A 24,863-nucleotide genomic window follows, 5' to 3' on the forward strand; every position below is an offset into this window, starting at 1 on the left:
CCGCCCTGCTCAGCGATACGTGACGGCTTTGACCGCCTCGACGACCTCGCCGACATTGGGCAGCGCCAGCTTTTCGAGGTTCGCCGCATAGGGCATCGGCACGTCCTTGCCGGCAATTGTAATGACCGGTGCATCGAGGAAATCGAAGGCGCGCTGCGAGACCTGATTGGCGACATGGTCGCCGACCGAGTTCTGCGGAAAGCCTTCCTCGACCACCACGAGGCGATTGGTCTTTTTGACCGAGGCGATGATCGTGTCGAAGTCGAGCGGGCGGATGGTGCGCAAGTCGATTATCTCGGCATCGATGCCCATGCCGCGCAACTCCGCCTCGGCCTTGATCGCGTAGGTCATGCCGATGCCGAACGAGACGATGGTCACGTCCTTGCCGGATTTGTGAATGCGCGCCTTGCCGATCGGCAGCACGAAATCGTCCATCTTCGGCACGTCGAAGGAGTGGCCGTAAAGGATTTCGTTCTCGAGGAAGATGACCGGGTTCGGGTCACGGATCGCCGCCTTGAGCAGACCCTTGGCGTCGGCGGCGGTATAGGGCATCACCACCTTCAGGCCGGGAATATGGCTGTACCAGGCGGCATAGCATTGCGAATGCTGCGCGGCGACGCGGGCAGCCGCGCCGTTCGGGCCGCGAAAGACGATCGGGGCGCCCATCTGGCCGCCGGACATGTAGAGCGTCTTGGCGGCTGAATTGATGATCTGGTCGATCGCCTGCATGGCGAAGTTGAAGGTCATGAATTCGACGATCGGCTTCAGGCCGGCCATCGCCGCGCCAACACCAACGCCGGCAAAGCCGTGCTCGGTGATCGGCGTGTCGACTACGCGCCGCGGACCGAATTCCTGCAACAGGCCTTGTGTGATCTTGTAGGCGCCCTGGTACTCGGCGACTTCCTCGCCCATGACGAAGACGTCGCCGTCGCGGCGCATTTCCTCCGCCATTGCATCGCGCAAGGCTTCACGCACTGTGGTCGAGACCATTTCGGTGCCGGCCGGGATGTCCGGATCGGCGGCAATTTCCAGCTTGGGCGAGGCGGCAACAGGTGCTGCCGCTTCGTTCTTGGCCGGAGCAGCCGCGGGCGCTTCCGCTTGCGACTCAATAGCCTCCTCGCCGATACCTTCGCCTGCCTCGTCGATGTCTTCGCCATCGACGGCCAGCACGGCGATCAGCGTGTTGACTTTGACACCCTCGGTGCCGGCAGGAACCACGATCTTGGCAAGCGTACCGTCGTCCACGGCTTCGACTTCCATCGTTGCCTTGTCGGTCTCAATCTCGGCAATGGCGTCACCCGCCGCGACCTTGTCGCCCTCTTTCTTCAACCACTTGGAAACATTACCCTCTTCCATGGTCGGCGAGAGGGCGGGCATGAGAATTTCGATCGGCATGTCCTTGCCCTCTCGTTAAAGTACGATGTCGGTCCAGAGCTCGGACGGATCCGGCTCCGCGTCGTTCTGGGCAAATTCTGCGGCATCGGCGACAATGTCGCGGACTTCCTTGTCGATGGCCTTGAGCTCGTCCTCACTTGCCCATTTCTTGTCGAGCAACCGCGCTTTGACCTGCTCGATCGGGTCACGTTCGGAGCGCATTTTCTGCACTTCTTCCTTGGAGCGGTATTTTGCCGGATCCGACATCGAATGGCCGCGGTAACGATAGGTCTGCATTTCGAGAATGAGCGGCCCGTTGCCGGCGCGGCACCATTCGGCGGCGAGGTCGCCGGCTGCCTTTACAGCGCGTACATCCATGCCGTCGACCTGGATGCCTGGAATCTTGAAGGACGCGCCGCGATGCGAGAAATCCGTCTCGGCCGACGAGCGCGAGACCGAGGTGCCCATGGCGTAGCGGTTGTTCTCGATGATATAGATCACCGGAAGCTTCCACAGCGAGGCCATGTTGAAGCTTTCGTAGACTTGGCCTTGATTCGCGGCGCCATCGCCGAAATAGGTCAGCGTCACATTGTTGTTGCCGCGATAGCGGTTGGCGAACGCAATGCCGGTGCCGAGCGACACTTGCGCGCCGACGATGCCGTGGCCGCCGTAAAAATGCTTCTCCTTGGAGAACATGTGCATCGAGCCGCCCTTGCCTCTGGACAGGCCGCTACGGCGCCCGGTCAGTTCGGCCATGACGCCGCGCGGCGACAACTCCATGGCCAGCATATGACCATGGTCGCGATAGGCGGTGATCATCTGGTCGCCATCGATCAGCGCCATCTTCATGCCGGTAACGACGGCTTCCTGGCCGATGTAGAGGTGGCAGAAACCGCCGATGAAGCCCATGCCGTAAAGCTGGCCGGCCTTTTCCTCGAAGCGGCGGATGAGCAGCATGTGCCGGTAGGCGGCAAGCTCCTGGTCTTTGGTGAATTCAACAGGCTTTGGGGTGGAAAGGCCCGGCGTTTTGCCGTCCGATTTGGATTTGGCAGGCGCTTTTCTGGTGGCGGTGGCCATGCATCACTCCCTGTTGGCGTCTCTTGGCGGACAGCGAGGGAGATCAGTTCTCCCACCGATTTGAGGCAGGCTAACATGCAGGGAAGGCTTTCGCCATGCCGAAAACGCATGGCTGTCATGCATCTAAGCAATTAAAATCATTGCAAATATCACCGATTAACTGAACTCCGGTTATCTTGCGACCGGCAGCATGATGGTGATCTCGTCCGCGTGGGACAGATTAAGCGCCTTGCGCGCCTGCTCGTCCAGCATGTCCTTCTCCAGGGTGCCCTCATGCATCAGCTGAACGCGGCGCTCGAGATCGATCCGGCGCGCCCTGACGGCATCGAGCCTGCCCTGCAATTCGGCAGTCTCAGCTTCGAGCTGATACTTGGAATAGATGCCGAACTCGCCATGATAGGCATGGAAGCCGAAATAAGTCAGGAACACCACGCAGAGCGAGGGGATGATCAGCCGGCCGGTGTTTCTTTGCTTGTGCTGGCGTGTCCACATGGTCCGAATCCTCTACGCCGCCTTTGTCGCCCGATTGTGCTTAATGGACGGTTACAGCCTGTTGGATTCAGAGCCAGGAAGCAAAAAAGGGCGGGAATGTCCCCGCCCTCGCCGCCACGGATTTTCTCTCGAAATCAGCTTTTCACGATCGACTTGCCGGCATATCGCGCCTGCTTGCCGAGCTCCTCCTCAATGCGGATGAGCTGGTTGTACTTGGCCATGCGATCCGAGCGTGACAGCGAGCCCGTCTTGATCTGCCCGCAATTGGTAGCAACGGCGAGGTCGGCGATGGTCGAATCCTCGGTCTCGCCCGAGCGGTGCGACATCACCGCGGTATAGCCGGCCTTGTGCGCGGTCTCGACGGCGTCGAGCGTTTCGGTAAGCGAGCCGATCTGGTTGACCTTGACCAGGATCGAATTGGCGACGCCCATGCGGATGCCGTCGCGCAGCCGCGCCGTGTTGGTGACGAACAGATCGTCGCCAACCAGCTGCGTTTGCTTGCCGATGAGATCGGTCAGTATTTTCCAACCGTCCCAGTCATCCTCCGCCAGGCCGTCCTCAATGGTGATGATCGGGTAGTCGGCAGCAAGTTTGGCCAGATATCTGGCCTGCACCTTCGGGTCGCGGGTTTTCCTCTCGCCTTCATAGACGTAGTTGCCATCCTTGAAGAATTCGGTCGCCGCGCAGTCGAGGCCTAGCGCAACCTCCTCGCCGGGCTTGAAGCCAGCCTGCTCGATCGATTCCATGATGAAGTCGAGCGCGGCCGGCGCGCTCTTCAGGTTGGGGGCAAAGCCGCCCTCGTCGCCGACATTGGTGTTATGGCCGGCGTCCTTCAGCTTCTTTCGCAGCGTATGAAAGATCTCCGAGCCCCAGCGCACGCCGTCGCGCAGCGTCGGCGCGCCGATCGGCAGGATCATGAATTCCTGGAAATCGATCGGGTTGTCGGCATGCGCGCCGCCATTGATGATGTTCATCATAGGCACCGGCAGCACATGGGCCTTGGTGCCGCCGACATAACGATAGAGCGGCAGGTCGGCGGCTTCGGCCGCAGCCTTGGCCACAGCCAGCGACACGCCGAGGATGGCATTGGCGCCGAGCCGGCTCTTATTGGGCGTACCATCGAGCTCGATCATGGTCTGGTCGATATGAATCTGATTCTCTGCCTCCATGCCGCCGATCGCCTCGAACAGCTCGCCGTTCACCGCCTCGACCGCAGTGAGCACGCCCTTGCCGAGATAGCGGGGGCCGCCATCGCGCAGTTCGACCGCCTCATGCGCGCCGGTCGAGGCGCCGGACGGCACCGCGGCGCGACCCATCGAGCCGTCTTCGAGCACGACGTCGACCTCGACGGTCGGATTTCCGCGGCTGTCCAGGATTTCACGCCCGACAATGTCGATGATGGCCGTCATTGCGATGTCCCCGATTGATCGATTGAAGCGTCGCGCACCTCTTAGCCAAAGCGCCGCAAAACGCAATCGGGGCACTTGCAAATATTGCCCGTGCGCCACGGATTCACGAAGCACGAAGCGCTGTCATCATTTGTCATACGCGGCATGCCGGTTTCTGGTTTATGGCTGTTGTCGCGCGGGGCGAAACAGGAGGAGTTTCGCCATGTCCCAGTTGAGCGGTATTGTGAGTTTGTTCCTGATCGCGGCTGCGTTCCTGACGTCGTGCGACAATCAGCAACCCCCGCAGGGATCGTCGCCTTTGCCGGCCCTGCAGATTGCGCAGTAGCATCCCGCCACATCGAAAGGCCCCCGATTTCCCGGGGGCCTTTTTGATTCCAGGAGACTTAGTCAGTGCCAGTAAGGCTCGACCTTGTAGTAGTTGTATGAGGCATCACGCGCGGCCTCGCCGTCGGCGCCGGTCAGCTCGTTGATCGAATAGGAAGGAGCGGCCATCAGCTGGTCTTTGGTGAACGGCACGACATAGCCGCCCTTGTTCTCGTCATAGTCAAGGCTCGCCCACGGAATGGCGTGGTATTTCTCGCCGATGCCGAGAAATCCACCAAAACCGATCACGGCAAACATGATTCCGTTCGACAGTTTGTCGAGCATGACGTCCTCGATGTCGCCGATATGAGTGCCTTCCGTATTGTAGACCGATGTGCCGATAACCCGCGAAGCGGCGATGGCTTCGGTGTGTCCCGTCTGGGTCGTCATGGTGTGCTCCTCGTCGTCGTTGACATTAGATTTTGACAATGAGGGCCGCGGGCTAAGGTTCCAGGCGGGTTCGAAATTCTTCAAAGTTTTCCTGGCGGCGCTGCTGTGGCGCAACTGCTGGTTCAACCCACGCTTTTGGCAATGCGATCGAACGCCATCAGCCGTTCAAGCAATGCGGGAAGATCCTTTAGCGGCACCATGTTGGGACCGTCGGAAGGCGCGTTGTCGGGGTCCTGGTGCGTCTCGATGAAGACGCCGGCGACGCCAACCGCGACGGCCGCGCGCGCCAGCGTCTCGACAAAGCGCCGGTCGCCTCCAGACGAACCGCCCTGCCCACCCGGCTGCTGCACGGAATGGGTGGCATCGAAAATCACCGGCGCGCCGATCTCGGCCATGATCGGCAGCGCCCGCATGTCGGACACCAGGGTGTTGTAACCAAAGGATGCGCCGCGCTCGGTGACCAAGACATTGGCGTTGCCGGAGCCGATGATTTTGGCGACGACGTTCTTCATGTCCCACGGCGCGAGGAATTGCCCCTTCTTCACATTGACCACCTTGCCGGTTTTTGCCGCAGCAATCAGCAAATCGGTCTGGCGGCTGAGGAAGGCAGGAATCTGCAGGATATCGGCATGAAGCGCGACGATCGCGCATTGTTCCTCAGTGTGGACGTCGGTCAGGATCGGCAGCGCAAAGTTCTTGCGCAAGTCGTCGAAGATCGGCATTGCCGCTTCAAGTCCCGCGCCGCGCGTGCCGCCAAGCGAGGTGCGATTGGCCTTGTCGTAGCTGGTCTTGTAGACGAGCCCAATGCCGAGCCTGTCGGTCAATTCCTTTAGCGCACCGGCCATGTCGAAAGCGTGCTGCCGCGATTCCAGCTGGCATGGACCAGCGATCAGCGATAGGGGCGCGCTGTTGCCGAAAATGACTTTGCCGACCGCAACGGAAGAGTTCGGCATCAGTGGATTGAGCTTGTTCATGCGATCTCCCGGAAAATGAAGGCTGCGCCCTGCCCTGGCGCCGGCGGCACGATGGTATCACCGCCGCGCATGTGGTGTTCGACAGAATTGGCTGCAAGCAGCTTGGCGACGGCATCGCCGTGCCTAATCGAAAAGACGATCCCGGCAAAGCGGAGTTCAGATGGTGCGCCGGCAGGAATGCCGAAGCGTGCCGAATAGGCTGCAGGATCCAGAACGGTCACGACGGCATTCGGCAGCTCATAGACAGTGCCGCCGCCCTGCGCCTCGATTCCGGCTGCGATCGAAATCAAACGGCCTTGTTCGAAAGGTTCGCCAGTGACTGCCACGACTTCGACAATGCCGGTTGCGCCATTAGCGTGGGCCTGCAACGCAGTGCGGTCGACGTTCGGCGCATTGATCCGCTCGCAAGCGAAGAGAAAAGCGTCCGCTGTCTTGCCTGTAGCCGCGAAGGCCAGTTTGAACGATGCGGTGTCGCTCTTTCCCGCCGCATCGGTGAAGGCGCGCGAAAAGCTTAGCGCGTCTCCCGCCGACAGACCGGCTTCCATGTAGCGCGCGTGGTCCGCGGCGGCGCTTTCGGTGCCCAGCGCCACGGCAGAAAATCCTTCATCGCCGTTTTCTTCGCGATACGTGCGATCACGCACGACAAAGACATTGCGGTTCGCGATCGCCGTTGCCACGGCCTGCCGGTCAGCGACCGCGAGCGGCTCGAGATAGGTGCCGTCGGTGAGAAAGACACAGCAGTTTTGCGTTCCGAAAGGGTGGATACCTGTCGGCGCAACGGTAAAGCCGAGCAGGGCCAAGCGCGCCCGCGCAACATCGAGGCTTGCTGTCGGCAGCACCAGGTGATCGAGCGGATGAGGCCTTGCGGGGGTGTTTTCGGTCATGTCCCGCGCGATGTGCCTCATTCCTGAAAATGGTTCAAGGGCTTAGCCGGTGCCTCAGCGGCGATCGCAGGCCTCGGCCGCGAGGAGCCGACTTGCCGCCCGCAAAAATCATCCTAGCTCATTGCTATGGGAAGAGACCTTTTCATCGCCCTAGCCGTTATTGCGATAGCAGTTGTCGCCGTGCTGATCTGGAACGCGCCAAAGCGGCCGGGCGTCGATCCGACCGAAACCTCCGCGGCTCAGACGGAGTGAAGCGGGCTACGGCGCGGAGCCCCTCCGCGACGTCAAATCTGCCTTGGGAGGCGGTCAACTTGCAACGATGTCGGCCGAATAGCGTAATTCGCGCAGAGGTTTGACCCGGCTGGTCGTCTCTGCATAGAGCGGATGCGCCTTGTAGGCGGCGAGCGCCGCTTCGTCCTCGAACTCGGCGTAGACGACCACATCGATCTCATCCGAGAGCGGGTCGACCTTGGTGTTGAGCGTTACCTCGAAATGACGCGAATGAGGTATCTTGCCAAGCGCCAGGAGGCCCGTGCGCACTGCCTCGACATCCGCTTTATGCCGTGCGCTGAAGAAAACGATATGCCGGATCAACCCAGCCTCCTCGACCGTTGGACCGGCGTTCTTTTGTGTCAGCGGCAGCGTGCCGTCAATCGGCAGGTTTGTCGCGTCTGCGAACCGTAGGTGCGAAGAGAAACTACACCATGCTCGTTACATAGTGCACGATGCGGGTCACCTCCCTGACCGTCCTGTCGAGGTAGCGGCCTTGGTTGTAAATGCCGTCCCAGATCAGGAAAAAGGTGACAGTCGTGATGACGATGACATAACGCATGACTAAAACTAGCGCATATGGACGGTTGCAACCATAGCGATTCCAACGCTGCTGGGGACCCTTCCCCGAATTTAATGGCCTTTGTGGTCTGTCTGCTGCGATGCTTGCTGGCCAGAATGGCGCTACCGCCACAGGGCGCCTTGGAAAGATAACCCCGCTCGGCTTCGACGACCGCTTCCCGCCTCGATCGACCGACTGCCACACCATTATTCCGGCGGGATTTCGACGGACGCGCTGGATCCGGTCATGCCGCCGTCAAGCGGCGTTTCGCACCACCTGCTTGAAGAGGCCCCCTGTCTCAAACGGATTGGCCGTATCGGGGCAGTATCTTAACGCTGAGACAGTTTCGAGCCGACGTTCAAATCCTCGCCTCAAAGAGTGATGCGGTATTTTGCAAAGCCCGCTTCGCCCTCGCCCGCCGGCTCGATCTTCAGCGACTTCACTTGCGCAATAAACTCCTTCGCCTTGGCGCCGGTCTCGAATACGACGCGGGTTCCCGGCAGTGGCGCAAACGACCAGTTGGCGTCCGCCGACGGGTTGATGGTGCCTTTGCTGACGATATAGCGCACGATCACATCGCGGTTGGTGTCGGGCGCTTCGTAGATGATCTTCGAGGCATTGATCTCCGGGAAATTGCCCCCGCCGCCGGCTCGGTAGTTGTTGGTGGCGACGACGAATTTCCGCTTGGGGTCAATCGGTTTGCCGTCGAACATCAAGTCAATGATGCGGGTCGAGCCAGCATTCACCAGCCCGCCCTTTGAATCATATTTCGGTGGCTGCGACAGATCGATCTTGTATGTGACGCCGTCGATCACGTCGAAATTATAGGATGGGAAGTCAGTGTTGATGAGCGCCTGGTCGGCTTTGCCCGGTTCGATCCGGTTGAAGATGCCGGCCGACATTTCCAGCCATTCCTTCACCTCTGCCCCGGTGATTTCAACGGCGCGCACCGTGTTTGGATAGAGGTAGAGATCGGCGACGTTCTTGATGGCGATATCGCCCACCGCCACGTCGGTGTAATAGTCGGCGCCGTTGCGCCCGCCGGCCTTGAACGGTGCCGCCGCCGACAACAGCGGCATATCCTTCCACTCTGTGTTCTTCAGGATGTCCTTCAAATACCAGGTCTGCGCCTGGCTGACGATCTGCACCGATGGATCATCGGCGACCAGCGCAAAATAGGAATAGAGCGGCGCCGAGGTTTTGCCGACCGGCCGGCGCACATAGGCAAGCGTCGCCTCGTGGTCCTGTTTGAGCGCGTCGATGATGCGCTGGTCGTCCGCGACGGTCGGCTTGTTCGTTTTGTCGACCCGCTCAAAGATCGGCCTGGCCTCAGAGGTCGCCGAGACGATTTTCCACGTCGATCCGTCGCGCTCCAGCAACAGATCGATCAGCCCCATGTGCGAGCCCCAGAAGCCGGCCATGACGGCGGGCTTGCCTTGCAACGTGCCTTTCGCCGTATCGACGGCTTCCAGCGACTGAAAGTCCTTCTTGCCGGGGAAGACCAGATGCTGGTGACCGGTGAACACCGCATCGATACCTTCGACACCGGCAACGAAGAAGGAGGCGTTCTCCATCATGTCACTTTGCTTCACGTCGATGCCGGAATGGGAGAGCGCAATGACGATGTCGGCGCCTTCTTCCTTCATTTGCGGCACCCACGCCTTGGCCGCCTCGACGATGTCGCGTGTTTTGACGCTGCCCTCGAGATTTTTCAGGTCCCAGACCATGATCTGCGGCGGCACGAAGCCGATGATGCCGATCCTGATCGGTTGCTCGGCGCCCGACCCGTCTTTGATCTTCCTGTCGAGGATGACGTAAGGCTTGAGATAAAGCCTGTCGTCGCGCGGGTTCGCGGCGAGCTCCGTGCCGCGGATCAAATTCGCGCAGACAAACGGGAAATTGGCACCGGCCAGCACCTTGTCCATGAACGACAGGCCGTAGTTGAACTCGTGGTTGCCGAGGGTCGAGCATTCGTAGCCGAGCAGGTTCATGCCCTTCATGACCGGATGCAGATCGCCATCCTTCATCCCCCTCTCGTAGGCGATGTAGTCGCCCATCGGGTTGCCTTGCAGAAGGTCGCCATTATCGATCAGCATCGCGTTGGTTGCTTCCTTGCGCACGGCTTCAATCAACGATGCCGTTCGCGACAGCCCCATCGTGTCGTTAGCTTTGTCGGCGTAGTAGTCGTAAGGCAGCACATTCACGTGGATGTCGGTCGTCTCCATAATCCTCAGATGCGCCTGATTGGCTTGAGCCCGGGCGGAGAACGGGTGCAGCATGATCAGCGCTCCGCTGGCGGCGACGCCGGCGAGGAAATCGCGGCGTGAGACGAGGTGGCGCAATTGGGACATTCGTTTTCTCTTTCTTCCACGACGTGACAAGTCCTGCCCGAAGCAAAGCTTCGCGCCGAAATCCAGTCGAGTCCAGAAGCCGATTCCATCAAGAGGAGGTGACGCGCCGATGAATGTCCGGCAGCGAACAATCAGCCCTTATCGTCGTCGCCCTGCGTGATCAGCCGCGCGCTGCGCTGACCGGTGAAGTAGATCCATAGCCAACTCAGGGAAACCGCAAGCCGGTTACGAAAGCCGATCAGGAAGTAAATATGCGCCAAGCCCCATAGCCACCAGGCAAGCCGGCCGGTAAGCTTGATCCAGCCGAAATCGATGGCCGCCGCGCGCTTGCCTATCGTCGCCAAATCGCCGTCATGCCTGTAGCTGAAAGGACGCGGTGTCGCGTCACCGGCAAGCCTTGCCTTGATCGCCGTGGCGACGTGCCGTCCCTGCTGCTTGGCGGCGGGCGCGACGCCCGGCACCAGCCGGCCATCCGGCCGCAGGACGTGCGCTGCGTCACCGATGACGAAAATCTCCGGGTTTCCCGGCACACTCAAGTCGGGCTCGACAAGCACCCTGCCCGCGCGGTCCGCTGCCGCGCCGAGCCATTCGGCGGCCGGCGAAGCGGCGACGCCCGCCGCCCACAGGATTGTCCTGGCCGGCAAATGTGTGTCGCCGAAGACGACACCCTCGGCATCGCAGCGCGTAACCGCTCGGCCAAGTTCGACGGTCACGCCGAGCCGTTCGAGCGCCTTCATTGCATAATCGGAGAGTTCCGGCGCGAAATTGGCAAGAACGCGGTCGCCGGCCTCAATCAGCACCACACGCGTCTGCCGCGTGTCGATGTTGCGGAACTCGCCGCGCAGCGTGTCGTGCGCCAGTTCGGCAATGGTGCCGGCCAATTCCACGCCGGTCGGCCCGCCGCCGACGATCGCCAGCGTCAGCAGTGCCTGGCGCTGGGCGGGATCGGTTTCCCGCTCGGCCTGCTCGAAAGCCAAAAGAATACGCCGTCGAATGGTCGTGGCGTCCTCCAGCGTCTTCAGGCCCGGGGCGAATGGCTCCCATTCGTCATGGCCGAAATAGGCGTGCCGCGCGCCGGTGGCCAGCACCAGCGTGTCGTAAGCGACGGTGCCGCCGTCCTGCAGCAGCACCCGCTTGCCGGTGCGGTCGATGCCAGTCACAGTGGCAAGCAGCGTCGTCACGTCCTTGCGTTTGCGCAGGAGATGGCGGATCGGCCAGGCGACTTCGGAGGTTGCCAGCGCCGTCGTCGCCACCTGGTAGAGCAGCGGCTGAAAGAGGTGATGATTGCGCCTGTCGATCATGGTGATGCGCACCGGCGCGCCGGCAAGTGCGCGGGTGAATTCGAGGCCGCCGAAACCGGCGCCTACGACGACGACGTGATGGTTGGCTGTGTTCATCTCACTCATCCCTCTCGCCAAGGCTGATGTAAGTATCGTTGTGCAGTGCAGCAATGCCTGCGCTGCAACTGCCTGGGAGTCGTCGCTTGATGTCGTGAATACGCATGCTGCGGACTCGTTCCCGGATATAGCCTGCGTCCAGGATACTACTTGGTTGGAACTGTATATTGCAGGTGAAGCATGGCTAGCGATGAAGACGAAGGCTCAGCGCAGTACGCCTCGCCTCCTTGTTTTATGCACGAGCTCGATCCGGAGTTCCAAGCGCCGCTATCCGACTGGACCGACGTAAGGCGCTGGCGCAAGGCCGAGCGCGAGCGGTTGATCGCATCCCGCCTTGCCGTTTCAGGCGACACGCGCGCAGCTATGTCGCAGCGCATTGCCGAAGGGCTCGACGCGGTGATCGGCGACATCGCCGGCCGTTTGGTCAGCCTCTACTGGCCGTTTCGCGGCGAGCCGGACCTGCGCCCGTGGATGGAAACCGTTAACGCGCGGGGCGGGCGCACGGCGTTGCCCGTCGTCGTCGAGAAAGACCGGCCGCTTGTCTTTCGCGCCTATGCCCACGGAGACCGGCTGGAGAAGGGCGTCTGGAATATCCCGATACCGGCTGACGGTGATCCGGTGTTGCCCGACGTCGTCATTTCGCCGATCGTCGGCATCGATCCCGGGCAGTTCCGCTTGGGTTATGGCGGCGGCTTCTTCGATCGCACGCTTGCCGCGATGCCGTTCAAGCCGCTGGTCATCGGCGTCGGCTACGAGTTGCAGCGCATCGTCACCATCTACCCGCAGCCGCACGATATTCCGATGGACCGTGTGGTGACTGAGGCATCCAAGGCCTAGGCGAGTTCGGGGCCTAGGCGAGTTCAGGCTTCATTCCCACGGCTGTGCGATCGACGATTTCGCGCAAGGCAAAGGACGAATTGATCTTCGTCACATGCGGCATTGCCGACAGCCACTCCTTGTGGATACGTTCGTAGTCGACGAGATCCTTTGCCGCTATGCGCAGGATGTAGTCATATTCGCCCGACATCAAATGGCAGGACAAGACGTTCGGGCAGCGCTTTATCGCTGCCTCGAAATCCGACAACGTCTTCTCGAATTGCCCGGACAGCGATATATGCACGATCGCCGTCATCTGGTGCCCAAGTGCAGCGTTGGACAGCCGGGCGTGATAGCCGCGGATGGTTCCGGATTTCTCCAGATTGTCCAGCCGCCGCGAGCAGGCCGACTGGGACAGGCCGACCTTCTCGGCGAGCGCTGCGTTGGGTATCCGCCCATCCTTCTGCAACGTCTCGAGAATGGCGATATCAATCCTGTCGAGCGGCATTTTTGCGGGTTCCTGCGACAATTCTAATGTTTCGCGCAACGATTATCGAACAGTGGCTTCTCAGGCAAGCGCATTCGCAAACACTTACCGAACGATTCGTGGTTCACTATCTCTAGACAGGGAACGAGCCCCAAAGGGCCGGATCAGGAGAAGAACGATGCGCATCGGCTGCCCCCGGGAAATCAAGAATCACGAATATCGCGTCGGCCTGACGCCGGGTTCGGTCCGCGAATATGTCGCGCATGGCCATGAAGTGCTGATCGACCCCGGCGCCGGCGCCGGCATCGGCGCCGACGACAACGCGTATCGTGCCGCCGGCGCCACGATCGCCAAGACGGCAGCCGACGTTTTTGCCAAGTCCGACATGATCGTGAAGGTCAAGGAGCCGCAGCCCAACGAATGGGTTCAGCTCCGCGACGGCCAGATCCTCTATACCTATCTGCATCTTGCCCCGGATCCGGAGCAGACCAAGGGCCTGCTGGCCTCCGGCGTGACCGCGATAGCCTACGAGACCGTCACCGACGAGCGCGGCGGTCTGCCGCTCTTGGCGCCGATGTCGGAAGTTGCCGGCCGCCTGTCGATCCAGGCGGGTGCAACGGCGCTGCAAAAGGCCAATGGCGGCCGCGGCGTGCTGCTTGGCGGCGTGCCCGGCGTGCTCCCCGGCAAGGTAACCGTGCTCGGCGGCGGCGTCGTCGGCCTGCATGCTGCACGGATGGCCGCCGGCCTTGGCGCCGACGTCACCATCATTGACCGCTCGATCCCGCGCCTGCGTCAGCTCGACGACATCTTTGGCGGCCGCGTCCACACCCGCTACTCGACCGTCGAGGCGCTGGAAGAAGAATGTTTTTCGGCTGACATCGTCGTCGGCGCCGTGCTGATCCCGGGGGCAGCAGCGCCCAAGCTGGTGACGCGCGAGATGCTGTCGGGCATGAAGAAAGGCGCCGTGCTGGTCGACGTCGCCATCGACCAGGGCGGCTGCTTCGAGACCTCGCACGCCACCACCCATGCCGAGCCGACCTATGAGGTCGACGGCGTCATCCACTATTGCGTCGCCAACATGCCGGGTGCGGTGCCGGTCACCTCGGCCCACGCGCTCAATAATGCGACGCTGCATTATGGCCTGCAGCTCGCCGACAAGGGCCTCAAGGCGCTGGTAGACGACCACCATCTGCGCAACGGGCTGAACGTCCACAAGGGCAAGATCACGAATCGCGCGGTGGCCGAAGCGCTCGGTTACGAGCTGGTCGAACCGAAGGCCGTTCTCGCCGCCTGAGCTGTCCGAATCTGCCTCTCCAGTGCCCGTCGGATTCGTCCGACGGGTTTTTCTTATGTCGAAAAACTGAAAAGTGTCGGGCGCGCGGAATAACCGGACAACAAAAAAGCGGAGCCAAAGCCCCGCTTCCTCGGTAGTCGAAAATTCCCGCCGGTTCATCCGCGGTCGGCAAATCGATCGACGGTGTCTTTCTACCGCTTGTATGCGACGGGAGTACGACAGCCCCAAGCCGGTGCAACTGTCCGGTTACGCGCGGTCGATCCGGCACTGATAGCAATTGTTGCGCGCCGAGCGGATGTGGACGTAAGCGATGTCGTCGCGTTCGAATAACGTCTCTGCCCGTGCGGCAATGGCGTCGGTCGGAATGACGCCGCCGCTGCCGTAAACGATGCGGTCGTCCTTGCCATAACCGCGCACAATGTAATCGCTGCTTTCGAGCATTTCGGGAAGCATTTTCCCCTCGGCGGCGCGTTCGCATTCTTTCGCATGCAGAAAGATCGGCCCCGTTTCGGCATAAGGCTGCAGCTCCGGAAAAGGTCGATAGGCCAAAACAAGATAGGCCTCTCCCAAAGCAATATTTTTCAAGCAATGACGGCAAGGCACGCCGTCGCCATCCGAAATTTGCCGCTCTGGCTTCAAGCCATAAGCATCCGGCCCGCCGCGCTGAAGTGCCCGGACAGCATTGGTTGGCAAGGCTTTGAATTTTAGCGTCATGACAAAATCTCCGGTGTCGTCGACCGGAAATTATGCTCGCAAGACAGCGTTTCCCACCCGATTCCTGCCGAAATGGATCAATCCATCAGCGCGTCGAGACCACGAACCAGACCTTTGATCTGCTGTACCCGTCTGATGGCGAGCAGCGTGCCCGCCACGTAAGGCGCTGCGGACGAGCCGGCGTCGTGGCGTATGGTCAGCCGCTCGTCTGGCAAACCGAACAGCGCCTCGCAGGACAGGATGTAGGACGGCAGGCGAAGCGCGTGCACTTGCACCCCCTCGCCTGCGCCGACCGCACCACCGCGTGTGGCCGGCACGCCGGAGACCTCGGAGACCGGCTTTGCCGTTGAGGCCTTGCGGATGTCGGCCAGCGCTTCAGCAAGCTCTCGTGCGGTTCCGGAGGGCGCGTCGGGCTTCTTTGCACTAGCATAATCGATGACCTCGACATCCGGCACGTATTTTGCCGCCATAAGTGCAAACCGCTTCATCAGCGTGGCGGTGATGGAAAAGTTGCCAGCGGCAACAACGCCGACGCCATTGGCGCGCGCCGCGGCGTCGATCTCGGCATAGTCGGCAGCTCCCAGTCCCGACGTGCCGATCACCGTGTGCCGTCCGTTGTCGATGGCGAGCAGCACATGGTCTTTCACGACATGCGGCTTGGTAAAGTCGACCAGCACGTCCGACGGCGCCTCCAGCGCCTCGGCCAGCGAGGCCGAAACGGCAATACCATTAGCCGGCATACCAACCAGCAGACCGGAATCCTGCCCCGCGCCGCTGCGTGATACAGCCCCGGCCAGCGCCATGTCGCCTTGCGCCCCGATCGCCGGAACCAGCGCTTTGCCGACCCAGCCGGTCGCGCCGGCCATTACCACGCGTATTGCCATCGTGCGATCCTCCATCACCCATCGGGTTTTTAGACGATAGCGATATGGAAAGAGCCAAGCTCATTCAAGTCGAGCTCGCCTTTGAGTGTTGATCCAGAGACTCTGGGACATTGCAAAGACAAGCTGAAGCGCGGATGAACGGGCCTGAAAATCAGGGCCGCATGACGCTGGCCGCGCGCTCGGCAAAAGACATCGGATGTACGACCTCCTTTTTTTGCGCCACTGGCGTAAAGCCGAGTTTTTGATAGAGCGGCAGTGCTGCTGGGTGATCGAGGGTGCAGGTCTGCACCGTCACCCGCTTTGGCCCGTGCGACCATGCCGCGGCGATTGCCGCACCGAGGAACCAGCGGCCGATGCCTTGCCCGGTCGCGTGCTCCATCATTCCGAAATAAGCGAGTTCCACTTCCTCCGGCAAATGCGGCTTGAGGTCGAAGAAGCCGGCCGGCGCACCATCCAGATAAAGCACCCTGATGTCGCGGTCCTCCCGGTGGATGCCCGCCGCAAGCTCCTCGTCGCTCAGCCTCAGCACATTGACCCAGTGCCATTTGCGGCCCACCCGATCCATCAAATAGCGGTAGAAATGCAGCGGAATGTCTTTGGTCTTGAGCAGCGCGATCTGGCGGTTGTACGGCAGCGGCGGCGAATACGCAGGCGGCACATGCATTTCGAGAAACGTCACGGTGACGTCGATGTCTTCCAGCGATCCGTCTTCCATCCCCGTCAGTCCTTGCCCGTCACGACGGGCGTGTCGGAAAGCCCGCCCCATTCGGTCCATGAACCGTCATAAAGCCTGTTGTCGGCATGGCCAAGCGTCTCCAAAGCCAGCGTGACAGCTGCCGCGGTGACGCCCGACCCGCAGGAGGTGACGACCGGCTTCGACAGGTCGATGCCGGCTCCTTCGATCACTTTTCGCAGCCTGTCCTTCGGCAACAATTCGCCGTTTTCCGAAAGCGCCGAAAACGGCACGTTGTGCGCGCCCGGCATATGGCCGGAGCGGATGCCGGGGCGCGGCTCCGGCTCGGTGCCGGCAAAACGGCCAGGCGAGCGCGCGTCGGCGATCTGGCTCTCCCCCGTCTCGACGATCCGGCGCATGTCGGCAAGGCTGGCGACGCGGGCGGCATCGAAGTTGGCATAAAACACGCAAGGCGCGATCTTCGTCGGCTCCGCCGTCACCGGCCGTCCGGCGGCTTTCCAACGATCGAAGCCGCCGTCGAGTATATAGACCTGGAACACGCCCATGACGCGAAACAACCACCAGGCGCGCGGTGCAGAAAAGAACCCTGGCCCGTCATAGACAACAATCGTGTCATCGGCCGAAATACCCATCGCGCCGACATATTGCGCGAAATGCTGCGGCGACGGCAGCGTGTGCGGCAGAGCCGCGTCGGGGTCCGAAACCGCATCCTGGTCGAGGAAGCGGGCGCCTGGAATATGCGCTACGTCGTACTCGGCGCGCGCGTCACGCTTTTGCGCCGGCAGATACCAGGACGCGTCGACAATCGTCAGGCCGGGTTCGCCGAGCCGCTTCTGTAACCAATCGGCATCGATGGTGAAAGGACTGTCGTCGGCCATCTTTTCTCTCCTGTCCCGCCCGTCGCAGTCCTATATCAGGCTGGCGGCATAGGACCAAAGCGAATGCGGAAGCGCCGGTTCTCGCGGCCCTTCTTCTCGATCTTGCCGATATGGATCTCGCCGATTTCGCTGGTGCTCTTTACATGGGTGCCGCCGCAAGGCTGGCTGTCGATCGAAGCGTTCTCGCCGATGCAGACCAATCGGATCCTTCCCGTGCCGGCCGGGGGCCGCACATTCTTGGATTTCACCAAGCCCGGATTGGATGCCAGTTCCTCGTCGGAAATGAGCCGGGTGAAGATCGGGTGGTCGGCTCGCACCAGCTCCATCAGTCTGGCCGTCACGTCTTCCTTGGTAAAGCCGGCGTCCGGGATGTCGAAATCGATACGGCTGTCGTCCTCGGAAACCGCGGCGCCGGTGATCGGGAATGGACAGACGACGGTAAGCAGGTGGCAGGCAGAATGCATGCGCATCAGCAACTGCCGCCGCGGCCAGTCGATGGCGAGCCTCATGCGCTCGCCCACCTTTGGAACTGCCTGCTCCGGCGCCGGCACATGGATGATCTCGTCCTTGGTTTCGCCGGTGATCGTAGCGGCAATCGCTATGCCGGTGCCGTCGGCGCGTTTGAGGCTGCCGGTGTCGCCCGGCTGCCCGCCCGATGTGGCGTAAAACACCGTCCGGTCCAGAATGATGCCGCCGCGATCATTGACTGCGACGACGGTGGCGTCGGCCGTCCCCAGATAGGCGTCGTCACGAAACAGCGCTTCGGTCTTGTGCGCCATCACGCAACCCTTTCGAACGGTACCGAAATCGTGCTCTGTTGCTCCATCCATCCCGGCACCGGCAGCTTTTTTTCGCGCAGGAATTCAGGATTGAACAGCTTCGAATGGTAGCGCGTGCCGTAGTCGCAAAGCATGGTCACGATGGTGTGGCCGGGGCCTAGCTCGCGCGCCAGGCGAATGGCGCCGGCAATGTTGATGCCCGTCGAACCGCCAACGCAAAGCCCCTCCTCCTGGATCAGGTCGAATACGATCGGCAGCGCGTCCTCGTCGGGGATCTGGAAGGCAAAATCGGGTGTAAAGCTTTGGAGGTTGGCGGTGATCCGCCCCTGCCCGATGCCTTCGGTGATCGAACTGCCCTCGGATTTCAGCTCGCCGCTGGTGTAGAAGGAATAGAGCGCTGCCCCCAGCGGATCGGCCAGCGCGATCTTGACCTGGTTGTTTTTGGCCTTCAGCCCGAAACCGACGCCTGCCAGAGTGCCGCCGGAACCGACCGCCGATACGAAACCATCCACCTTGCCGTCGGTCTGGTTCCAGATTTCTTCGGCCGTGGTGCGGATATGGCCGTCACGGTTGGCGACATTGTCGAACTGGTTGGCCCAGATCGCGCCGTTCGGCTCGCTCTTGGCCATCTGCTCGGCCAGCCGGCCCGACAGCTTCACGTAGTTGTTCGGGTTCTTGTAAGGCACGGCCGGCACTTCGATCAACTCGGCGCCGAGCAGTTTGATGGTATCCTTCTTCTCCTGGCTCTGGGTGTCGGGAATGACGATCACCGTGCGGTAGCCGAGCGCCTTGGCAACCAGTGTCAATCCGATGCCGGTATTTCCGGCCGTCCCCTCGACGATGACTCCGCCGGGCCGCAGCAGCCTGCGCTGCTCCGCGTCGCGGATGATAAACAGGCCGGCGCGGTCCTTTACCGACTGCCCGGGATTCATGAATTCGGCCTTGCCCAGGATCTCGCAGCCGGTTGCTTCCGAGGCCTTGTTGAGGCGGATCAGGGGCGTGTTGCCGATCACGTCGATCACAGAACGGGGCATGGAGATTCCTTTGTGGGTGCGGCGAAACCCTAGAAACCCGAAGCTTCGGTTTCAAGGCAAGAATTTGCCTGGTCCAGTCGCATTTCGCACACTGCAATTGCTGCAGCCAGGAGCGCCCGATCGGTATTCATTTCAACCATGTACCGAAAAGCACTCTTTTCATTCGATTTCTTCACCGGTAGAGCACAGGCTAAGAAGAGCCGGCGGGGCGCAACATGACACTCTATCGGGCCAATCCGAAGCATGGCGTCGCCTGGATTACGGGCGGCAGCAGCGGTATCGGCCGTTCGCTGGCCAAGGATCTTGCCGCTCGGGGCTATGTCGTCGCGGTGACTGCGCCAGATGACCATCCGATCGATACGCTCATCGTCGAAACGGCGCAGATGGCGGGCCGTGTCGCAGCCTTTCCTTGCGACGTGACCGACGAAAAACGCATGGCAAAGACGGTTGCGGCGATCGAGAAAGATCTCGGTCCGATCGTGTTGGCAGTGTTCAACGCGGGAAGCTATATCGCAACGCCGGGCGAGGATCTTGTGGCGCGCAATTTTCGTCGCTCTTTCGAAGTCAATTATTTCGGCATCATCAACGGCCTGCTGCCGGTCATCGAACGCATGCGCGTGCGCTCGCGCGGCCACGTCGTGCTGATCGGTTCGGTCACCGCCTATTTCGGCTGGCCCACCACCGCCGCCTATGGCGGCACCAAGGCGGCCGTCAATATCCTGGCCGAGTCGCTGAAATACGATTTTGACAAGATGAACGTCCGCATCCAGGTGATTAATCCGGGCTTTGTCGACACGCGGCTGACCGAAAAGAACTTCCTGCCGATGCCGGGCTTGATGCCTGTCAATCTGGCCTCGCGCCGCATCGCGCAAGGCATCGAATACGGCGGCTTCGAAGTCACTTTCCCACGCCGCCTGAGTTGGACGCTGAAGCTGCTCAGGATGCTGCCGAGGCCGTTCTGCCGATGGGTGATCAGCACGGTCACCCGCTGGAATGCGCGGCCGCTGAATTTCGACCGCAAGCCGCCAGTCGAGTAGGATCGGTGATGGGCGAGCGATCGTGTTTGCGGGTCGCTGGGGCGCCGCACATGAATTGGTGCCGGTCGACGATACCGGCGACCCGGACAACCACGCCATTGCCGGCGACGCGCTGTCGCCATCGACCACGGTTTTCCTCGCGCAGCGGATCGTCGTGTGGATCGAGGCGGTGGTAAAGTGAACCAAAGGCCCCCAAAGCAAAAAGGCGACCGAAGCATCGCTCCGGTCGCCCTCTTCAATCGTATTCGACCAAGCCAGGCTTGGCCGACCGCAACACGGTCAGATTATGCGGCCCGCGCTGCTGGCCGCTTGCCGCCGAAGCGGCGCTTGTTATTGCCCTTGAAGGGCTTGGCGCCTTCCGGCTTGCGCTCGCCCGCAAAGGCCGGCTTGTCGCCGAACCGCTTCTTGCCGAAGCCGTTGTTTGCGCCGCTGGGCCGCCTGCCGTCGCGACGGCCATTGTGGTCGTTGCGATCATTGGCCGGTTCGAAGCTGCGCTCGTTCTTCTCGGCGGGATTGCGCTGCGGATCGGGGCTGCCGAGATGGTCGGCAACGATCGGCAGCTTGGTGCGGATGATGCGCTCGACCTGACGCAGCTTGCTGTTTTCAGACGGGTCGCAGAGCGTGATGGCGATGCCGTCCATGCCGTTGCGGCCGGTGCGGCCGATCCGGTGGACATAGCTCTCCGCCTCGTCCGGCAGGTCGAAATTCACCACATGGCTGATGCCGGGCACGTCGATGCCGCGTGCCGCAATGTCGGTCGCCACGAGAATGCGCACCGAACCCTCACGGAAATCGTTGAGTGCCTTCTGACGGGCATTCTGCGACTTGTTGCCGTGGATGACAGCGGCCTTGAAGCCGTCGCGCTCGAGATCCTTGGTCACCCTGTCGGCGCCATGCTTGGTGCGCGAGAAGATGATGACGGACTTCATCGCCTCACCGGCAAGCATGTTGGCCAGCACCTGGCGCTTCTGCTTGGTGCGGGCAAAGACGACACCCTGCACGATTTCGGCGGCCGCGGTGCTGTGAGGAGCGACTTCGACGCGAATCGGGTTCTTCAGCAGGCCTTTCGCCAGTTCGGCGATTTCGGCCGGCATGGTCGCCGAGAACAGCACCGTCTGACGGTCCGGCGCCGTCGCCCTGGCGATACGCTTGACGTCGTTGATGAAGCCCATGTCGAGCATGCGGTCGCCTTCATCGAGCACCAGCCATTTGGTGTCGGCAAGCACGAGGTCGCCTTCACGCACAAGGTCGGTCAGCCGACCGGGCGTTGCGATCAGGATGTCGACGCCGGGCGCAACCTTCTTCACCTGGCTGAAGCGCGAGACGCCGCCCAGCACGAGCGCGGTCGATACATGCGCGCCCTTGGCGAGCAGCTTGATCATCTCCTCGATCTGCACCGCGAGTTCACGTGTCGGCGCCAGGATCAGCGCGCGGGCCGTCTTCGGCCGGCGCTTGGTGCCAAGTGCGATGATCTTCGACAGGATCGGCAGCGCGAACGCCGCCGTCTTGCCCGAGCCGGTCTGGGCGATGCCGAAAATGTCGCGGCCTTCGAGCTGCGGCGGAATCGCCTGGGCCTGGATCGGCTTCGGATCGGTAAAACCGGCGGCATTGGTGGCCTTGAGCAGTGCGCCGGTAATTCCAAGTGCGGCGAAACCGTTCAGTTCCCCAGTGTCCTTACCGATCAAAGTGTTTTCATTGGTCAAAATATTCTTCTTTCATGCGGCTTCTGGCCGCAAACATCGATGGCGGCAGGGCGCAACCTGCCGTCGAAAATTGTCATGAAACGACAAGGCGGGCGGACATTATCGTCCGCACGGCTGCGCTGTCGTGCCCGCAGGCATCATGCCACGGGGCTTTTTCGCCACCTTGCCGATCTGTCGGGAAGAGGGAAAACAGACGCAACCAGTCTCATTCGTCGAGAAGGCCGGACTATCCCGGCCCAAGCGCCTATGCCGCCGCATATGGCCCAGTTCCCATCGAAATGCAAGGGGCCCGATGCTGCAGCGCAGCAAAAGCCATAAGGAAGCGGCGCTTGCGCTCTCTCGCGGGCATGATTACCACAATGCAGCTTTCCGTTTCGGGGACCGGTCATGAAGGACGTGCTGAAGGAACTCGAGCGCCGCCGCGAGATCGCCCGCATGGGCGGCGGCCAGGCCCGCATCGACGCCCAGCACAAGAAGGGCAAGCTGACCGCCCGCGAACGCATAGACGTCTTTCTCGACGAGGGCTCGTTCGAGGAGTTCGACATGTATGTCGAGCACCGCTCGACCGATTTCGGCATGGAGAAAACCAAGATCGCCGGCGACGGCGTCGTTACCGGCTGGGGCACCGTCAACGGTCGCCCGGTCTATCTTTTCGCCAAGGATTTCACCGTGTTCGGCGGCTCGCTGTCCGAGGCCCATGCCGAAAAGGTGGTCAAGGTCCAAGAGATGGCACTGCGCAATCGCGCGCCGATCATCGGTCTCTACGACGCCGGCGGCGCCCGTATCCAGGAAGGCGTGGCGGCGCTCGGTGGCTATGCCGAGATCTTCCAGCGCAATGTGCTGGCCTCCGGCGTCATCCCGCAGATCTCGGTGATCATGGGGCCTTGCGCCGGCGGCGACGTCTATTCGCCGGCGATGACCGACTTCATCTTCATGGTCCGCGATACCTCTTACATGTTCGTCACCGGGCCGGATGTAGTGAAGACCGTTACCAACGAGACGGTCACCGCCGAAAGCCTCGGCGGCGCTTCCGTCCACACGACGAAGTCCTCGATCGCCGACGGAGCCTACGACAATGACGTCGAGGCGCTGCTGCAGATGCGCCGGCTGGTCGATCTGCTGCCCGCTTCCAACACGGCGGAAATTCCCGAGATCGAATGCTACCAGTCGGTCACCGATCACGATCTGTCGCTCGACAGGCTGATCCCCGACAATGCCAACAAACCCTACGACATCAAAGAGTTGATCCTTAAAGTTGCCGACGAGGGGGACTTCTTCGAGATCCAGCAGAATTTTGCGAAAAACATCGTCACCGGCTTCGGCCGTGTCGAGGGCCGCACCGTCGGCTTCGTCGCCAACCAGCCGATGGTGCTGGCCGGCGTGCTCGATTCGGATGCCAGCCGCAAGGCGGCTCGTTTCGTGCGCTTCTGCGACTGCTTCGCGATCCCGATCGTCACCTTCGTCGACGTGCCGGGCTTACTGCCCGGCACCGCGCAGGAATATGGCGGGTTGATCAAGCACGGCGCCAAGCTTCTGTTCGCCTATGCCGAAGCGACCGTGCCAAAGATCACCGTCATCACCAGAAAGGCCTATGGCGGTGCCTATGACGTCATGGCGTCAAAGCATTTGCGCGGTGACATGAACTATGCGTGGCCAACGGCGCAGATTGCGGTGATGGGCGCCAGGGGCGCAGTCGAGATCATCTATCGCAAGGATATCGGCGACGCGGAGAAAATTGCAGCGCACACAAAAGCTTACGAGGATCGCTTCCTGTCCCCCTTCGTTGCCGCCGAGCGTGGCTATGTCGACGAGGTGATCATGCCGCATTCGACCCGCCGCCGCATCGCCCGCGCGCTCAGGATGCTGCGCAACAAGGATATGCAAAACCCCTGGAAGAAGCACGACAACATTCCGCTGTGAGGGTTGATGTCGCGCCTGGTCCTCTATGTAGGAGCGCGTTTCGGCAGGTTTGCCATCCTGCTCTTCGCCCTGCCGCTGTTTTGCCCAATACTCCTGTGGTTCTGGTTCCTCGCTTGCTATCCGCTCGCTGTCATCGCGACTGGCGTTGTTGCGATCCCGGCCGCGATGCTGACCATCGTTCTGTTGATCGGGACATTGTTCGCCGGTTTTCGACCCAGCAAGGTGGACGGGATTACTCGGGAATCAGCCCCGAAATTGTGGGCTGTCTGGGAGAGTATTGCCGGCAAACACCGCGCCAGCCGCACGAGCATCATCCTGAGCGACGATCTCAACGCTAGCATCGGTGAAGAGCGGCCGTTTCTGGGCCTGCTTGGTCGCAGGGCAATTCTCACCGTGGGCCTGCCGCTGCTCGCAGCGACCGACCAAAAGGGGTTTGCGGCGATCTTGGCCCATGAGGACGCCCATCTGAAAAATAAAGATACAAATGGCGGGCTCAACCTGGCCGAACTCGAAAAGAGCTTCGATCTAATCTTCGACTTCGCCCCACCGGGAAAAACCGTTTCAGGCAGCCTGTTCTACTGGATGCTTGGCCCGCTGTCGCGCACGCTGGAGCGCGAAGAAATACGGTTGTCGCGGCGGGCGGAAATTGACGCAGATCGTCATGCAGCGATGTCCGGCGATGCACATGAAACGGCGCGCGCCCTGCTACTGATCGGTGCCGCCAGTGCATTCTTCGATGACCAAGTGTATATTCCGCTTAAACGTGAACTGCTTGGCACCATGGTACCGCCTCGTCCACCACTTGAAAGAGTTCTGGCGGCCGCCAGTCACCTGTCGAGGCTTCCCATCCTGCAAGAATATGCGCAAAAGGCCTGGGACGCGCCAGATAACGAAAGCGCGGATCATCCGCCCTGGTCCGAACGTTTGACTGCTCTTGGATTTAGCTCGGCTCCAGAGATAGAACCAGTTCTGGTTTCCGCCTTGTCGAGCCTGCTGAGCGATGAGATCGTCGCCGAACATGTCCGCCATTTCGACGGCGAATGGACATCGAAGATCGCCGACTATCTCGATCGATAGCTA

Annotated in this window: 26 protein-coding genes; 7 read left to right on the forward strand and 19 right to left on the reverse strand. The window is 61.3% G+C overall.

What is annotated here, in order from left to right; translation table 11 throughout:
• Positions 1–9: 9 nt before the first annotated feature.
• The 4 genes from NKI08_RS24725 to eno form a co-directional block, all read right to left on the reverse strand.
• Positions 10–1,395 (reverse strand): pyruvate dehydrogenase complex E1 component subunit beta, encoded by a 1,386-nt coding sequence (locus NKI08_RS24725; RefSeq protein ID WP_352772873.1) that lies wholly within the window; start codon positions 1,393–1,395, stop codon positions 10–12.
• Positions 1,396–1,410: 15 nt separating this feature from the next.
• Positions 1,411–2,451, reverse strand: a complete 1,041-nt coding sequence (gene pdhA, locus NKI08_RS24730; RefSeq protein ID WP_352772876.1) for a pyruvate dehydrogenase (acetyl-transferring) E1 component subunit alpha — start codon at positions 2,449–2,451, stop codon at positions 1,411–1,413.
• A 171-nt stretch (positions 2,452–2,622) separates the two neighbouring features.
• Positions 2,623–2,943 (reverse strand): FtsB family cell division protein, encoded by a 321-nt coding sequence (locus NKI08_RS24735; RefSeq protein ID WP_023675088.1) that lies wholly within the window; start codon positions 2,941–2,943, stop codon positions 2,623–2,625.
• A 134-nt stretch (positions 2,944–3,077) separates the two neighbouring features.
• Positions 3,078–4,352, reverse strand: coding sequence for a phosphopyruvate hydratase (gene eno / locus NKI08_RS24740; RefSeq protein ID WP_352471834.1), 1,275 nt, complete (start codon positions 4,350–4,352; stop codon positions 3,078–3,080).
• Between the two features lie 202 nt (positions 4,353–4,554).
• On the opposite strand from eno, the gene NKI08_RS24745 reads away from it, so the two are divergent.
• Complete coding sequence (locus NKI08_RS24745; protein WP_084642452.1) at positions 4,555–4,677, forward strand: hypothetical protein; 123 nt, start codon at positions 4,555–4,557, stop codon at positions 4,675–4,677.
• Positions 4,678–4,739: 62 nt separating this feature from the next.
• On the opposite strand, the gene NKI08_RS24750 is transcribed toward NKI08_RS24745, so the two are convergent.
• From NKI08_RS24750 to NKI08_RS24780, 7 genes are all read right to left on the reverse strand, one after another.
• Positions 4,740–5,105 (reverse strand): PRC-barrel domain-containing protein, encoded by a 366-nt coding sequence (locus tag NKI08_RS24750; RefSeq protein WP_023675091.1) that lies wholly within the window; start codon positions 5,103–5,105, stop codon positions 4,740–4,742.
• A gap of 122 nt (positions 5,106–5,227) precedes the next feature.
• Positions 5,228–6,079, reverse strand: coding sequence for a 3-deoxy-8-phosphooctulonate synthase (gene kdsA / locus NKI08_RS24755; protein WP_352613583.1), 852 nt, complete (start codon positions 6,077–6,079; stop codon positions 5,228–5,230).
• Entirely contained in the window at positions 6,076–6,963 is an 888-nt protein-coding gene (locus NKI08_RS24760; RefSeq protein ID WP_352541999.1) for a VOC family protein, read from the reverse strand. Before NKI08_RS24760 ends, kdsA begins: the two co-directional genes overlap by 4 nt.
• A 306-nt stretch (positions 6,964–7,269) precedes the next feature.
• Positions 7,270–7,557: a Dabb family protein gene (locus NKI08_RS24765; RefSeq protein WP_254817185.1), complete on the reverse strand. Its 288-nt coding sequence runs from the start codon at positions 7,555–7,557 to the stop codon at positions 7,270–7,272.
• Between the two features lie 103 nt (positions 7,558–7,660).
• Positions 7,661–7,795, reverse strand: coding sequence for a hypothetical protein (locus NKI08_RS24770; protein ID WP_292655342.1), 135 nt, complete (start codon positions 7,793–7,795; stop codon positions 7,661–7,663).
• A gap of 371 nt (positions 7,796–8,166) precedes the next feature.
• Positions 8,167–10,146 carry a bifunctional 2',3'-cyclic-nucleotide 2'-phosphodiesterase/3'-nucleotidase gene (locus NKI08_RS24775; protein ID WP_352471831.1) on the reverse strand — a complete coding sequence of 660 codons (1,980 nt, stop codon included), beginning with the start codon at positions 10,144–10,146 and terminating at the stop codon, positions 8,167–8,169.
• A gap of 131 nt (positions 10,147–10,277) precedes the next feature.
• On the reverse strand, positions 10,278–11,543 hold the full coding sequence (locus tag NKI08_RS24780) for an NAD(P)/FAD-dependent oxidoreductase (protein WP_352772882.1): 1,266 nt from the start codon (positions 11,541–11,543) through the stop codon (positions 10,278–10,280).
• A 180-nt stretch (positions 11,544–11,723) separates the two neighbouring features.
• Between NKI08_RS24780 and NKI08_RS24785 the strand changes: the two genes are divergently transcribed.
• Positions 11,724–12,380 (forward strand): 5-formyltetrahydrofolate cyclo-ligase, encoded by a 657-nt coding sequence (locus NKI08_RS24785; RefSeq protein WP_352772885.1) that lies wholly within the window; start codon positions 11,724–11,726, stop codon positions 12,378–12,380.
• Positions 12,381–12,393: 13 nt separating this feature from the next.
• Here NKI08_RS24785 and NKI08_RS24790 read toward each other — a convergent pair whose 3' ends face one another.
• The gene (locus NKI08_RS24790; RefSeq protein ID WP_023675099.1) at positions 12,394–12,867 is read right to left on the reverse strand and encodes an Lrp/AsnC family transcriptional regulator; all 474 of its coding nucleotides are present in this window, start codon (positions 12,865–12,867) and stop codon (positions 12,394–12,396) included.
• A 157-nt stretch (positions 12,868–13,024) separates the two neighbouring features.
• On the opposite strand from NKI08_RS24790, the gene ald reads away from it, so the two are divergent.
• Positions 13,025–14,140 (forward strand): alanine dehydrogenase, encoded by a 1,116-nt coding sequence (gene ald, locus NKI08_RS24795; protein WP_352772888.1) that lies wholly within the window; start codon positions 13,025–13,027, stop codon positions 14,138–14,140.
• Between the two features lie 246 nt (positions 14,141–14,386).
• On the opposite strand, the gene NKI08_RS24800 is transcribed toward ald, so the two are convergent.
• The 6 genes from NKI08_RS24800 to NKI08_RS24825 form a co-directional block, all read right to left on the reverse strand.
• Positions 14,387–14,854, reverse strand: coding sequence for a DUF1203 domain-containing protein (locus tag NKI08_RS24800; protein WP_352471826.1), 468 nt, complete (start codon positions 14,852–14,854; stop codon positions 14,387–14,389).
• A 77-nt stretch (positions 14,855–14,931) separates the two neighbouring features.
• Positions 14,932–15,738 carry a 4-hydroxy-tetrahydrodipicolinate reductase gene (dapB, locus tag NKI08_RS24805; protein ID WP_352448952.1) on the reverse strand — a complete coding sequence of 269 codons (807 nt, stop codon included), beginning with the start codon at positions 15,736–15,738 and terminating at the stop codon, positions 14,932–14,934.
• Between the two features lie 151 nt (positions 15,739–15,889).
• Positions 15,890–16,453, reverse strand: coding sequence for a GNAT family N-acetyltransferase (locus tag NKI08_RS24810; RefSeq protein ID WP_352448953.1), 564 nt, complete (start codon positions 16,451–16,453; stop codon positions 15,890–15,892).
• Between the two features lie 5 nt (positions 16,454–16,458).
• A complete protein-coding gene (gene sseA, locus NKI08_RS24815) occupies positions 16,459–17,310 on the reverse strand; it encodes a 3-mercaptopyruvate sulfurtransferase (RefSeq protein WP_023675104.1) in 852 nt (283 codons plus the stop codon).
• A gap of 35 nt (positions 17,311–17,345) precedes the next feature.
• Positions 17,346–18,089 (reverse strand): alanyl-tRNA editing protein, encoded by a 744-nt coding sequence (locus NKI08_RS24820; RefSeq protein ID WP_352772893.1) that lies wholly within the window; start codon positions 18,087–18,089, stop codon positions 17,346–17,348.
• Complete coding sequence (locus NKI08_RS24825; protein WP_352772896.1) at positions 18,089–19,123, reverse strand: cysteine synthase A; 1,035 nt, start codon at positions 19,121–19,123, stop codon at positions 18,089–18,091. The genes NKI08_RS24820 and NKI08_RS24825 overlap by 1 nt, the downstream gene beginning before the upstream one ends.
• Positions 19,124–19,338: 215 nt before the next feature.
• Between NKI08_RS24825 and NKI08_RS24830 the strand changes: the two genes are divergently transcribed.
• Both NKI08_RS24830 and NKI08_RS24835 read left to right on the forward strand, forming a co-directional pair.
• Positions 19,339–20,160 carry an SDR family oxidoreductase gene (locus NKI08_RS24830; RefSeq protein WP_352502944.1) on the forward strand — a complete coding sequence of 274 codons (822 nt, stop codon included), beginning with the start codon at positions 19,339–19,341 and terminating at the stop codon, positions 20,158–20,160.
• Positions 20,161–20,182: 22 nt separating this feature from the next.
• Complete coding sequence (locus NKI08_RS24835) at positions 20,183–20,341, forward strand: hypothetical protein (protein WP_502893806.1); 159 nt, start codon at positions 20,183–20,185, stop codon at positions 20,339–20,341.
• 103 nt (positions 20,342–20,444) lie between these two features.
• Here the strand turns inward: NKI08_RS24835 and NKI08_RS24840 are convergent, their stop codons facing one another.
• A complete protein-coding gene (locus NKI08_RS24840; RefSeq protein ID WP_352772899.1) occupies positions 20,445–21,863 on the reverse strand; it encodes a DEAD/DEAH box helicase in 1,419 nt (472 codons plus the stop codon).
• Between the two features lie 387 nt (positions 21,864–22,250).
• On the opposite strand from NKI08_RS24840, the gene NKI08_RS24845 reads away from it, so the two are divergent.
• Positions 22,251–23,783, forward strand: coding sequence for an acyl-CoA carboxylase subunit beta (locus NKI08_RS24845; RefSeq protein WP_352772902.1), 1,533 nt, complete (start codon positions 22,251–22,253; stop codon positions 23,781–23,783).
• Between the two features lie 6 nt (positions 23,784–23,789).
• Positions 23,790–24,860: a M48 family metallopeptidase gene (locus tag NKI08_RS24850; protein WP_352772905.1), complete on the forward strand. Its 1,071-nt coding sequence runs from the start codon at positions 23,790–23,792 to the stop codon at positions 24,858–24,860.
• Positions 24,861–24,863: the final 3 nt, after the last annotated feature.

Source organism: Mesorhizobium sp. M0768, from assembly GCF_040320195.1.
Classification (GTDB): domain Bacteria; phylum Pseudomonadota; class Alphaproteobacteria; order Rhizobiales; family Rhizobiaceae; genus Mesorhizobium.

Excerpts from the sequence above, each read along its gene's own strand:
- NKI08_RS24725 (WP_352772873.1), bottom strand. The coding sequence starts at position 1,395 with ATGCCGATCGAAATTCTCATGCCCGCCCTCTCGCCGACCATGGAAGAG.
- pdhA (WP_352772876.1), bottom strand. The coding sequence starts at position 2,451 with ATGGCCACCGCCACCAGAAAAGCGCCTGCCAAATCCAAATCGGACGGC.
- NKI08_RS24735 (WP_023675088.1), bottom strand. The coding sequence starts at position 2,943 with ATGTGGACACGCCAGCACAAGCAAAGAAACACCGGCCGGCTGATCATC.
- eno (WP_352471834.1), bottom strand. The coding sequence starts at position 4,352 with ATGACGGCCATCATCGACATTGTCGGGCGTGAAATCCTGGACAGCCGC.
- NKI08_RS24745 (WP_084642452.1), top strand. The coding sequence starts at position 4,555 with ATGTCCCAGTTGAGCGGTATTGTGAGTTTGTTCCTGATCGCGGCTGCG.
- NKI08_RS24750 (WP_023675091.1), bottom strand. The coding sequence starts at position 5,105 with ATGACGACCCAGACGGGACACACCGAAGCCATCGCCGCTTCGCGGGTT.
- kdsA (WP_352613583.1), bottom strand. The coding sequence starts at position 6,079 with ATGAACAAGCTCAATCCACTGATGCCGAACTCTTCCGTTGCGGTCGGC.
- NKI08_RS24760 (WP_352541999.1), bottom strand. The coding sequence starts at position 6,963 with ATGACCGAAAACACCCCCGCAAGGCCTCATCCGCTCGATCACCTGGTG.
- NKI08_RS24770 (WP_292655342.1), bottom strand. The coding sequence starts at position 7,795 with ATGCGTTATGTCATCGTCATCACGACTGTCACCTTTTTCCTGATCTGG.
- NKI08_RS24775 (WP_352471831.1), bottom strand. The coding sequence starts at position 10,146 with ATGTCCCAATTGCGCCACCTCGTCTCACGCCGCGATTTCCTCGCCGGC.
- NKI08_RS24780 (WP_352772882.1), bottom strand. The coding sequence starts at position 11,543 with ATGAACACAGCCAACCATCACGTCGTCGTCGTAGGCGCCGGTTTCGGC.
- NKI08_RS24785 (WP_352772885.1), top strand. The coding sequence starts at position 11,724 with ATGGCTAGCGATGAAGACGAAGGCTCAGCGCAGTACGCCTCGCCTCCT.
- NKI08_RS24790 (WP_023675099.1), bottom strand. The coding sequence starts at position 12,867 with ATGCCGCTCGACAGGATTGATATCGCCATTCTCGAGACGTTGCAGAAG.
- ald (WP_352772888.1), top strand. The coding sequence starts at position 13,025 with ATGCGCATCGGCTGCCCCCGGGAAATCAAGAATCACGAATATCGCGTC.
- NKI08_RS24800 (WP_352471826.1), bottom strand. The coding sequence starts at position 14,854 with ATGACGCTAAAATTCAAAGCCTTGCCAACCAATGCTGTCCGGGCACTT.
- dapB (WP_352448952.1), bottom strand. The coding sequence starts at position 15,738 with ATGGCAATACGCGTGGTAATGGCCGGCGCGACCGGCTGGGTCGGCAAA.
- NKI08_RS24810 (WP_352448953.1), bottom strand. The coding sequence starts at position 16,453 with ATGGAAGACGGATCGCTGGAAGACATCGACGTCACCGTGACGTTTCTC.
- sseA (WP_023675104.1), bottom strand. The coding sequence starts at position 17,310 with ATGGCCGACGACAGTCCTTTCACCATCGATGCCGATTGGTTACAGAAG.
- NKI08_RS24820 (WP_352772893.1), bottom strand. The coding sequence starts at position 18,089 with ATGGCGCACAAGACCGAAGCGCTGTTTCGTGACGACGCCTATCTGGGG.
- NKI08_RS24825 (WP_352772896.1), bottom strand. The coding sequence starts at position 19,123 with ATGCCCCGTTCTGTGATCGACGTGATCGGCAACACGCCCCTGATCCGC.
- NKI08_RS24830 (WP_352502944.1), top strand. The coding sequence starts at position 19,339 with ATGACACTCTATCGGGCCAATCCGAAGCATGGCGTCGCCTGGATTACG.
- NKI08_RS24845 (WP_352772902.1), top strand. The coding sequence starts at position 22,251 with ATGAAGGACGTGCTGAAGGAACTCGAGCGCCGCCGCGAGATCGCCCGC.
- NKI08_RS24850 (WP_352772905.1), top strand. The coding sequence starts at position 23,790 with ATGTCGCGCCTGGTCCTCTATGTAGGAGCGCGTTTCGGCAGGTTTGCC.